The organism is Magnetovibrio blakemorei, from assembly GCF_001746755.1.
GTDB classification, from domain to species: Bacteria; Pseudomonadota; Alphaproteobacteria; order Rhodospirillales; family Magnetovibrionaceae; genus Magnetovibrio; species Magnetovibrio blakemorei.
Genome location: NZ_MCGG01000030.1, coordinates 16,550 through 27,096 on the forward strand (window position 1 = coordinate 16,550; position 10,547 = coordinate 27,096).

The window sequence follows — 10,547 nt, forward strand, 5'->3', positions numbered from 1 at the left end:
GGGGCGGTTTACGGTTTTTAAACATTATAGAGACGTTGGTACAGATAGGCGATGCCAAGAATGTGCAAAACATTGATTGCGACTAAGGGGGCATATAACCCTAATGTGGGAAAAAGGGCAAATACGAAGATCACTTTTCCAATAGCCTCTAAAGCCGTGACTTTGATCAAGGGTTTTAAGCGGACCTGTGAAAAGGCGTAAACCGCTGGAAGTCTGGCGATGGTCAGCCAAAACAGAGTTCCACCGGCTAGCTCATAAGCCCAGGGTAAGTCTGGAGCATGCTCAACTCCGACCCACAATACGACCACGTTGTGGCCGAACAAGGCAAAGCCAAGAGCGGCGATTACGGCCACAAAAACCATGCCTTTTTGCGCGCTGGCATAAATAGACTGCATGCGTTGGTGTTCGCCACGTGCATCCATTTGGATCAAGTAGGGGATTAACGATTCGGGTAACCGCCACAGCGCTTGCATGGCGACGTCGGCAATTTTCCAAACCAAAACAAAATCCGCCACCAGCAGCGGGCCGCCAAGCACGCCCAAAATTAACGTATCGGCTTGCAGCAGGGTCAGCAAAAGGGCCCCGTAAAGCCCATACCCCAGACCCATGGGGCCGAGCAGGCGCTTCAAAACAGCACGTCCCTCATGGCCGGGCCAACGCAGACGGAGGCCTTGTTTGTGAACCAAAATAAACGAAACCGCGCGCGCGACAAGAACGCCAAACAGCAAGGCTGCCATCACGGAGACCAAACCGCCACCATGGGATAAAACCGGAAATATGGTCACGGCAAAGACAGCCAAACTTAAGATGCTGTGTGCATTGGCCCAGGCTTGTTTGCCGATGGAAATCAACACCAGACGATCTACATTAAAATCGTACAGCACGACCATATACACAACGCCTAAAGCAACCATGCGAATGGTCGCAATGGCGAGGCTTGGGTTGTCGGGAAACAACGTGCCTTGCAACGCCCAAACAAGGCTTAGGGCAATGCCTCCGGTCAGAGCGGCATAGACGACAAAGATGATTTTGCTGAGGGTGTAGGTGCGTTGTAAGTTTTCACGCTCATTTTGAGCTGAAAATTCCCCCATGATGCGCTGCGCCCCGGACGAGACCCAGCCGATGCCGAGGCCCAAATAATTCACCGCCCCCAACACAATCATCAACACGCCAAATTCGACTTTTCCCAAATGATGCAAATACAACGGCACGAGGAGAATTTGCACGACGATGTTGAGACCGATGTGGCCGTAGCTGGTGGCGATGCTCCATCCATAATCGGGGTTGTTTATGATGCGCCTAGCAATGTCGCGGCCTGCCAAAAGGGTCCGGTTGATCATCCGCCGAATCCTTGCAGGCATTGGAACCGTTGCAGCGCGTAAAGCTTTGCCATAAGGATGGCCGGGACGCTTGGGTCTTTTTGATCAAAACGAGACTTAGCGTCGAGAAGTGCCTTTACATTGAACAAGCCGCTCAAATCATCAGGCGCGGCAAAGGCCTCGTCTAGGCGCGCTTTCCATGGTCCGCGCAAAACCGCCTCTTCCTGAACAAAATAACCAAACCCCCGTTTGGGTGCATAGAGGATGTCGGCGGGGATACGGTCTTTGAGGGCGCGCTTTAAAATCATCTTGCCGCCGCTGAGATTGTGGGTGCGTTTGACTTTGTCGTCGTATGGGGTGGTGAGCGCCAATTCGATTAGGTCTTGGTCCATAAACGGGCAACGGACTTCAATGCCGTGGGCCATGGCGGGCAGGTCGCCGGAAATGGTGAGGGCGTGGGCATTCTCCTGCATCAAGCCTAAAAACGCAGCCTCATCGATATAACTGAGGCGCGGCACACCTGCAAACCACGGCTGGGACCATGCGGCTATGGATGCAAGGGCTGGCGGTGATTTAAACAGTTGCGGCCACAGCGTGCTGGCCTCGTGTTGATAGAGCGCCGTTTTCCGCTGTCCCGGTTTGTGGGCCAATAGGCGCAACGTTTCACCCAGGCGCCCCGTTGAAAACAGTGCCGATAATGCCCCTGCCAAAACACGGCTAAAGGGGCCTGGAAAGGCATCATTGAAGCGCGAGAAGCTGGCTAAGTTCTGCGCCCCGTTATAGCCATAAAAAACTTCGTCGGCTCCATGACCGGCCATGACAACTTTGAGGCCATCAGCTTGAATGGCCTCAAACAGCATCATGGCGTGAGTCAAAGGCAAGGCCATGATCGGCTGGCCGTGGTGGCGCAAAAGATCGTCAAACAGCGCGTGTTGACGCTCGGCATGAAAATGAATTTCTGTGTGTCGAGTGCCCAGCATCTCGGCCGCTCGACGCGCCCGCATCAATTCTTCGTCATGTTCATCAACGCCAAACGCATAGCTGCGCAGATCCGAAGCGCCTTGACGATTGAGGCTGTCGACAATGGCGGTGGAATCAACGCCGCCGGACAACAACACCCCAATTTCCACATCGGCAATGCTGCGCCGCTTAACGGCCAAATCAAAAGCTTCCAAGACGTCGGCGGGAGTGGTGGGTTGAGAGACAAGGCTTGGGTGCCAGTAGCGTCGCGCTTCACCGGCTATGCCCTTTTCAATGTGCAGAACATGTGCTGGGGGCAGGGATCTGATGGCTTGGTAAATGGTTTTGGGGTCGGGAATGTTGCGCAGGTTGCGCAATAAAAATAAGCCGACCGCTTCGGAATCAATCGCTCGCTCTAAGCCCGGCACCTTAAACAGGGCCGGAATTTCCGATGCTACGGCGACACCTTGGGGGACCTTGGCGTAAAACAATGGTTTTTTACCCAAGGGATCGCGAGCACAAAACAAATCGCCCGTCTGGAGGTTTAAGATGACAAAGGCAAACATGCCTTTAAGCTTCAGCACCACATCCGCACCGATCTCTTCATAGAGATGTAAGATCACTTCGCTGTCTGAGTGTGAAGTAAAACGGTGGCCCTTGGCTTCTAGGTCAAGGCGTAATTCTTGGTGATTATAAATCTCGCCATTACACACCAGCGCCAAGGTGCGGTCTTCATTGACCAGCGGTTGGCGACCATGCGGGCTGAGATCAATGATGCTGAGGCGGCGATGGGCAACGCCAGCGGAACCGTTCTCCAAAACCATAAGGCCGTGATCATCCGGCCCCCGGTGCGCGATGTGTTTGGACATGGCCTGTAACACCACCTCGGCGTTGCCGGGTGGCGCATGGAAACTGAGGGCGGCTAGTCCACACATAAGTTCAGCCCCTACCCGTAACGCCGCAACAGGCGGGCTCTTTTGGCAAAACCGACAATGGCGTTCACGGCCTCTGAGCCTAAGGTTATCAACACAAGTGCGCCTAAGCTTTCGATGGGGGCGCTTAAGGTGGCCCCTTTTTTCCACGTTGTCCAAGCGCGCCCGCGTTGACCGGAGATGGATGCAAACACGGCCTGACGTAATCTCCGCTTGTTCAAGTGGCGTGGGGCGTGGGTTCGGTATGCGGTTTCAAAATCATCAAAGATACGGTCGTAACACCTCACCACACGTTCAGCCGTTTGGGGGCTGCACATGGATGATGTCATAGAGCCAGGACGATCCACCTGATAGATGCGCAGAACCTCTGCACTCACCCACAGATCAAACTTCTCGGCAAAACCCAAATAGGTCCACAACTCACATCCATATGGTTCGCCGGGGTCGCGGTAGCCGTGGTTGGCGCGAAGGGCATAGCCGCGAAACATCGGCAGGTATTCGCCCATGTGGCGTTCGTTGAGCATGTCATCAAAACGCAGACGTCCGGTGTAGTCAGGGTCAGTGACGGTGCTTTCGCCCAATTGCGTTTGACACGCGCTGAAGCACAGCGGAGCATCCGGGGGCCAAGTTTCAAGAATGCGGGCCAAGCGTGTCGGCCAATCGGCGACCAAGGTATCGTCGGCATCCAACAAGATGACGATCTCACCTGTGCATGCGTTGATGCCCAGATTCATCGCCGCGCATTTGCCTTGATTGGGTTCGTGGCTCAGGTAGAGAGCGTGGGTAAAACCATTCACAACGGTTTTTTGCGCCGCGCCATCGGGGCTGCCATCATTGGCGACAATAACCTCTAAAGTCCAGTCTTCGGGTAAGGGGGGCGCAAACACTGACGCCAAGGTTTCGCCCAGTGTTGCACTTGCATTAAACGCGGGGATGACAATTGAAATAATCATAGTGTCCCCGAAAATTTTGTACGAACCAATTGAAGACTGGCGGCACCGGCCTGGGTGCGGAATTTCGTGTCTCTGGCCATTTTGAGCATGGCCTCCGTCAGGGCATCTTCAAATTTTGAAGTGTCGGTCACCCGCACCAAATCGCGGACCTTGGTCGTGTCGGAAAACAAAGGCGTCGGTCGCGTTCCTGACCAGATCGATAGGGGCGCTTCCAGCAACAAGCCGTTGTTTTTATCTTCAACCATTTCCTTGATCGCGTATACATCTGTGGCGATGACGGGTAGTCCATGGGCGAGGGCTTCAAGAATCACCATGCCAAAGGACTCAAAATAGGTGGGATGAACCAAAACGTCGGCTTTGGACAAAAATTGCTTAGAAATTTCATCGCGCGTTAAGTTTGCTGGGTGCACGCGCACATGGGGGATGTTCGCATCAATGCCATCAGGCAGGTGCGTGACCAAGTCCAATTCGGCCCCAGGAAATTCACGCACGACACGCTTGAAAGCATTCAGTAAAGCGGTTCCACCTTTGATCTTAAACTGGGTGGAGACGAATAAGAAGCGGCAGGTGTCAGCGGATTGGGTGCGTGGTTCTTCTACTTTTGCGGAGATCTTCGGATACGCAACGATGGCTTTGGCTGCGGCGACTTCACCATATTCGCGGCGCACACCGTCGAGACACGCTTGGCTTAAACACCGAATTTGCAGACACCTGGGGCTTTCCAAAAAGGACTGAATGATAGGGCGGTAAAGCTTCACCGCCAAAGTGTTGTAGCCGGTAAAGGCGTAAGGGTTGTCGATGTCGGTGATGAACGGACCCTTGGCGATCAAGCCGCCCCAGACATACACCGCAGCGTCTTTGGGGGCGTCCTTGGGTCTGCGCTTGAGATTGATTAGGGGCAGGATGGTTTTCCACGAGGAGCGGGCCGGGGCGAGAGCTTGGTCGCGTTCAACCTGTGCGCCGGTGCGCTGCTCGGCAATGTCCGCATTCACCGCATGATCTTTAGGCCAGCCCCTGATGGTGTCCAATTGGCGGTCGCGCAGGTAGGCGTGGGGGTAGAAGTAAACCCGCGTGCTTCCCCACCAACATCCTCCGACCAATCCTACGGCCTCACCCGCTAAACCAAAGGCAGCGTGAAGCACCGGGCGTAGTCCAAGCATGAGGGCGGCAGGTATTGAAAACAACAATACGCTTTGCACGATAATGGTGCCACCACGGACCCAATTGAACATGTAGATGTAGATGAACAGAGAAAGTGCAGCTTGGGCGGGATGAGTAGCTTGGTCCCAGAAATTTCGTTCTGCAACTCCCAGCAGGCGGCCAAAGACGTAAGCCATGATCACCGCAAACGGCAGGCCAAAGGCAAAGGAAAAGTCGACGGCGAAGGACATTGGAATTCCTGCTGTTGCAAACCCTTCACGAAATGCCTCTGGATAAAGCCAATGAAATTGTTCTATGCCGCCGTAACTGATCGGCTTGGACGACCATATTGCACGGGGTATAAGGGCTAATCCTGCGTTAAATAGCCATGACACACCATGGTCAATGCCCGAAGTGAGTTGCACCCACGATGCCTTTTCGAACATGCGAGCAATATGATCAACGCCTTCAAATGCGCTAGAAACCAGCATGAGAAATTGATTGATAAAAATGTTATTAATTACGTCACTTACGCTGTGATAAGAGTGAACTTCATTGCTGAGAAAAGCCAGTTGTCGTAGAAAGTCGAGAATGCTCGCAGCAAACACAGTTGCAAACACAGATGCCACGGCCAGAGGCCAAAGTTTTATGTTGCGCATGACATGTAAGATAACGATTGCCAACATAATGGCGGCAATAAATCTGCGCGAATACAATGCGCCCGATATCCAAATGGAAAAAATTATTATGATAAGCAATAAAGCATATACTTGCCATCCTAACCGTCGATTTTTACGGACGATGAGCCAAGCAATCACAGATAAGGCAGCATATACAAATAACTCCGGTAATAGCCACAATGCCCCAGAACCCATACGGGCGCGTTGATAAAATGCACCATCAAAGTCTGCATGTGACTTTACCCCAATTACCAAAAGGGCAATTACGGAAATGGTTGCAATTATTGCTAAGCCGCTCACGACTTGTGACCATGTAGGTTGTGAACTTAATTCGTGCGCGGGTCTAATGTCGCCTTGTTGCGTAAGGTTTAAAACTTTGTTGCGACCAAACATGACCGCTATCCAGAGTACTAATGAGAAAAACAGAGCAATTGCGAGTATGTTTGGCGAATAGGCTTGCTTAATTTTTAGGTGCGCAAGCGCTTGTATGGTGATTATTTCCGTATTAATTAAATATGCTCGGATAGGAAAGGCGATAATGAATAGAAAAGTAAAATACCAAAAAGCTGAAAGAGCGAGCTGGTGTGGAGGGTGACTTTTTATTTCTTGCCCCAATATCCAAAGAGGAAGAGCAATACAGAGTAATATTGTAAATTCTAACATGATGACGTCTCTTGATCGCGCCATGCCTGAAACATCAATATGGTCCACAGAGGATATTGCCAGTTGTGATGACCGGACAGGTGTTCCGTCCAGAGGTTGCGCACGGCTGCGACGTTGAAATAGCTGTCCTTTCTGAGCCGCTGTACATTCAACAGATGTTCTGCCCAATCGCGAAGCTCAGCACGCAACCAATCGCCAATCGGCACGCCGAAGCCCATCTTGGGGCGTTCCATCAGTTCGCGGGGTACATGGCGATATAAAACGTCACGGAGGATTGCTTTGCCCTGACCGCTTCTCACCATGAAATCTCTCGGCAGGTTCCAGGCGAATTCCACCACTCGGTGGTCCAGCAACGGTACGCGGGCTTCTAGAGACACCGCCATTGAGGCGCGGTCAACCTTAGTTAAAATGTCATCGGGCAGGTACGTCAGCATGTCCAACATTTGCATGCGTCCTGTTGCATCGGGGCGGTCTTGTGCTGTGGTTTTGTCCCATAGAACACCTTGGTATTCAGATCCCAAAACTATGCCAGCAGCAGGATTAGGCCATTGGCTAACCAAGCGGCGGTAGACGGCATCAATGCTGTTGGCCCCAAGCACGTCACATATTTTGTGTAGCTTATCGCCAAATTGCGGTGGGATTCTTTGTGAGGGAATGAGGCTGGCGAGTTTGTCCCAGTCCTTAGGCGGTATTGATTTAATAAGGCCTGAGGCCATGGTCCTCATAATGCCCGGAAAACGGTCTGCCTGATTCCAAATGCGGGTGGCCCAAAAATAACGATTATATCCGGCAAACACTTCGTCCCCACCATCGCCTGAAAGCGCCACGGTTACATGGTCACGGGTTAGGCGTGATAACAACAAGGTGGGAATTTGTGAACTATCGGCAAACGGTTCATCATACCATCGGGGAAGTTCGGAGATGACGTTCAGCGCATCTTGGGGTGTGACGAACAGTTCGGTGTGATCGGTCTTTAAGTGAAGAGCTACAGCCTTCGCGTGGGCGGACTCATCAAAGGTCTTTTCATGAAAACCGATTGAAAAGCTTTTCACGGGTCGGTCACTGGCGGCTTGCATCAAGGCGACAACAGCGGACGAATCAATGCCGCCTGACAAAAAGGCTCCCAACGGCACGTCGGCGACCATGCGCATTTCGACGGCATCCATCAGATGACGTTCAAGTTGTGTCACGGCTTCTTCATAGGTGCCGCTAAAAGGGTTTTCATTTCCCGCCCGTGCAATGGCCCTCACATTCCAATATTGATGGAGTGACGGCTCTGCCCCTGCGCGGATGGTGAGAATATGACCCGGCGGCAGTTTATGGACGTTTTTGAATATGCTGTGTGGTGTGGGCACATAGGCATGGCGCAGATAACTGGCCAAAGCATTTCTATCGATGTCTTCGTCAACGAGGTTTGTTGTACGGATCGCTTTGAGTTCCGATGCAAACAGATACGTCTCATCGGCTTTCGCCCAGTATAGCGGTTTTATACCCAGCCGATCACGTGCCAGTGTGAGGGTGCGCGTCTCAATATCCCACAGGGCGAAAGCAAACATACCGATGCATTTTTGCAGGGTCTTTTCCACTCCCCAAGCGGCACATGCTTCCAATAAGACTGCGGTGTCCGAACCGCCTTTGATAAGATGCCCAGCATTAACCAGCTCCTTGGCGATGTCTGAGTAATTGTAGATTTCGCCATTGTAGGACAGTACAAAACGCCCACTGGCCGAGACCATGGGCTGATGCCCTGCAGGGCTGCAATCGATAATAGCAAGGCGGCGGTGGCTAAGGGCAATACCAGCGTCTTCGTCGCACCATACACCTTGATCATCGGGGCCGCGGTGTTTAAGTGTATTACTCATGCGCACTGCTAAAGACTCAAGATGCTGGTTCCGGGGGCCGTTATTTTGCATTAAAAGGCCTGCTATGCCGCACATTGTGTTTTTAATCTTTCTAACGATGCAATCGTATTGCAGTCGAGCCCATAGGCAAGGTGAAAAGTGGCCATGTTTACTAACCCAGTATTCGCGCGGTAGCATTGATAACCACAGAATAGAAATAGCAAGTACTATCTCAGTCTGGGCATAAAATTAGCAATTTGAGTATATTGAAATAATCCTACTGGTTGAAATCAAAAAAGCATCCTCAAAGATTAGAGAGTGTAGACTTCTTTCGTTGGCGGCTACCTCATGTAGCTGGATTAAGGGTTTGGGAACATGCCCTGTTCTATTAGGTTGCATATGATATGGCCGACAACGATGTGGCATTCTTGAATTTTAGGAGTATGAGATGACGGCATACGAATGCAACAATCACAGACATTCATCATTTTTCCGCCGCTTTCGCAGGTGAGGCCAACTGTATAAATGCCAATAGATTGAGCAATTTTAAGGGCATTGAGAATATTTAGAGAATTGCCTGATGTCGAGATGCCAAAGAAAATGTCGCCTTTGTTACCCACAGCTTCGAGCTGTCGCGAAAATAATTTTTCATAACCATAGTCATTTCCGATGGCTGTTAGTGCGGAAGTGTCAGTGGTCAGGGCAAAAGCAGCTAGGCCTGGGCGGTCATAATTGAAGCGGCTAACCAGTTCAGCAGCAAGATGCTGGCTATCGGCAGCACTGCCACCATTACCAGCAAATAGAATCTTGTTGCCTTGCTTTAGTGCATTTAAACAGGTTTCTGCTACTGAATAAATATCCACCAAGATTGCTTCGTCATGAGCTAGTTTCCTGAGCACATCAATGGTGTCGCTGATTTCTTGTTTGACGATTGATTTCATGCATGAATTTCCTATGTTTTGGCTAAATTTTGGCCCGGCCTTGCTTTTACGAACCTGCAAATTTCATCAACTTGAATGAATCTAGCTCTAAACATTCATGAGGGGAAGTCCTGATCCACAATGAAACTTGGTCTGACGTGAGCCCCGAGTTCCCCCAGTAATTAAGAGAGCCCGGTTGTAAATGATCTGCTTCCCCCAAATGCCCTCGAAATAGGTTAGAGTTTTTCGTTTTCATTTTCCTGCTGGGAAGGGAGCGAAGACCGAATGAAAGCATCATGATTCACGGATGCGCAACGGGCATTCATCGTCAAGTAGGGCGAGGATGGCATACCGGTTGCGGAGATTTGTCGAGAGGCCGGGATTAGCCAGGGGACGTATTTCAATTGGAAGAAGAAGTATGCGGGTTTAATGCCTAGCGAGATGCGGCGTCTGCGCGAATTGGAGCAGGAGAACGCTCGTTTAAAGAAGATCGTCGCAGATTTATCTTTAGACAAAGCCATGCTGCAGGACGTTATCAAACGAAAACTTTAAGGCCCGCCCGGAAGAGAACGCTGGTTGACGAGTTACGATTGGATTGGGCAATATCGATACGAGTTCGGCGCCAAGGTTGGCATCGCCACCACCAATCGTGAAGGCTTGGTGCTGGCGGCAAAGAGCTTCGAAGGCAATCCTTACGATGGACATACCCTGTCCGACACCGTCGCCCAGGCCGCGCAAATGACTGGTGTCGATCCCGAGCGGATTTATGCCGATAGGGGCTATCGCGGCCATAATTACGAGGGCGAGGCCTCGGTCATGCTGTCCGGACACAAGCGCGGATTGAGCCCCCAAATGAAGCGTGAGTTGAAACGAAGATCGGCCATCGAGGCGACCATCGGGCATATGAAAACCGATGGCAGGCTTGATCGAAACTTCCTAAAAGGCCAAACTGGCGACGCCATCAACGCTCTGCTGGTTGCCGCAGGCCACAACATGCGCCTGATCCTCAACGCCCTGGCATTTTGGCTTGCCTGGATCATGAGCGTGACAGAAAAGACAGTCAAAATAGTAAAAACGGATACTTCCCGACTTATGATCCGATACCAAACATCAATGGCTTAGGCATTGTTCAGGGCGAA

Annotated in this window: 6 protein-coding genes and 2 pseudogenes; 2 read left to right on the forward strand and 6 right to left on the reverse strand. The window is 51.5% G+C overall.

From position 1 onward, the window contains the following. Nucleotides 1-17 precede the first annotated feature (17 nt). The 6 genes from BEN30_RS10425 to BEN30_RS10450 all read right to left on the reverse strand — a co-directional run bounded on the left by BEN30_RS10425 (nt 18) and on the right by BEN30_RS10450 (nt 9,429). The gene (locus BEN30_RS10425) at nt 18-1,340 is read right to left on the reverse strand and encodes a lipopolysaccharide biosynthesis protein (RefSeq protein WP_069958294.1); all 1,323 of its coding nucleotides are present in this window, start codon (nt 1,338-1,340) and stop codon (nt 18-20) included. Further along, complete coding sequence (asnB, locus tag BEN30_RS10430) at nt 1,337-3,214, reverse strand: asparagine synthase (glutamine-hydrolyzing) (protein ID WP_069958295.1); 1,878 nt, start codon at nt 3,212-3,214, stop codon at nt 1,337-1,339. Before asnB (BEN30_RS10430) ends, BEN30_RS10425 begins: the two co-directional genes overlap by 4 nt. 11 nt (nt 3,215-3,225) lie before the next feature. Then, nucleotides 3,226-4,164: a glycosyltransferase family 2 protein gene (locus BEN30_RS10435; RefSeq protein ID WP_069958296.1), complete on the reverse strand. Its 939-nt coding sequence runs from the start codon at nt 4,162-4,164 to the stop codon at nt 3,226-3,228. Continuing rightward, nucleotides 4,161-6,695 carry a glycosyltransferase family 4 protein gene (locus tag BEN30_RS17940; protein WP_139134970.1) on the reverse strand — a complete coding sequence of 845 codons (2,535 nt, stop codon included), beginning with the start codon at nt 6,693-6,695 and terminating at the stop codon, nt 4,161-4,163. The genes BEN30_RS10435 and BEN30_RS17940 overlap by 4 nt, the downstream gene beginning before the upstream one ends. Further along, nucleotides 6,641-8,584, reverse strand: coding sequence for an asparagine synthase (glutamine-hydrolyzing) (gene asnB / locus BEN30_RS10445; protein ID WP_069958298.1), 1,944 nt, complete (start codon nt 8,582-8,584; stop codon nt 6,641-6,643). The genes BEN30_RS17940 and asnB (BEN30_RS10445) overlap by 55 nt, the downstream gene beginning before the upstream one ends. 263 nt (nt 8,585-8,847) lie before the next feature. Continuing rightward, nucleotides 8,848-9,429: a D-sedoheptulose-7-phosphate isomerase gene (locus tag BEN30_RS10450; RefSeq protein ID WP_069958299.1), complete on the reverse strand. Its 582-nt coding sequence runs from the start codon at nt 9,427-9,429 to the stop codon at nt 8,848-8,850. 303 nt (nt 9,430-9,732) lie between these two features. Here BEN30_RS10450 and BEN30_RS10455 point away from each other — a divergent pair. Both BEN30_RS10455 and BEN30_RS10460 read left to right on the forward strand, forming a co-directional pair. Beyond that, a pseudogene (locus BEN30_RS10455) lies at nt 9,733-10,022 on the forward strand (transposase); the annotation flags it as partial. Next, nucleotides 10,018-10,530: pseudogene (locus BEN30_RS10460) on the forward strand (transposase); the annotation flags it as partial. The pseudogenes BEN30_RS10455 and BEN30_RS10460, both read left to right, overlap by 5 nt. Nucleotides 10,531-10,547 lie beyond the last annotated feature (17 nt).

Excerpts from the sequence above, each read along its gene's own strand:
- BEN30_RS10425 (WP_069958294.1), bottom strand. The coding sequence starts at position 1,340 with ATGATCAACCGGACCCTTTTGGCAGGCCGCGACATTGCTAGGCGCATC.
- BEN30_RS10435 (WP_069958296.1), bottom strand. The coding sequence starts at position 4,164 with ATGATTATTTCAATTGTCATCCCCGCGTTTAATGCAAGTGCAACACTG.
- asnB (WP_069958295.1), bottom strand. The coding sequence starts at position 3,214 with ATGTGTGGACTAGCCGCCCTCAGTTTCCATGCGCCACCCGGCAACGCC.
- BEN30_RS10450 (WP_069958299.1), bottom strand. The coding sequence starts at position 9,429 with ATGAAATCAATCGTCAAACAAGAAATCAGCGACACCATTGATGTGCTC.
- asnB (WP_069958298.1), bottom strand. The coding sequence starts at position 8,584 with ATGTGCGGCATAGCAGGCCTTTTAATGCAAAATAACGGCCCCCGGAAC.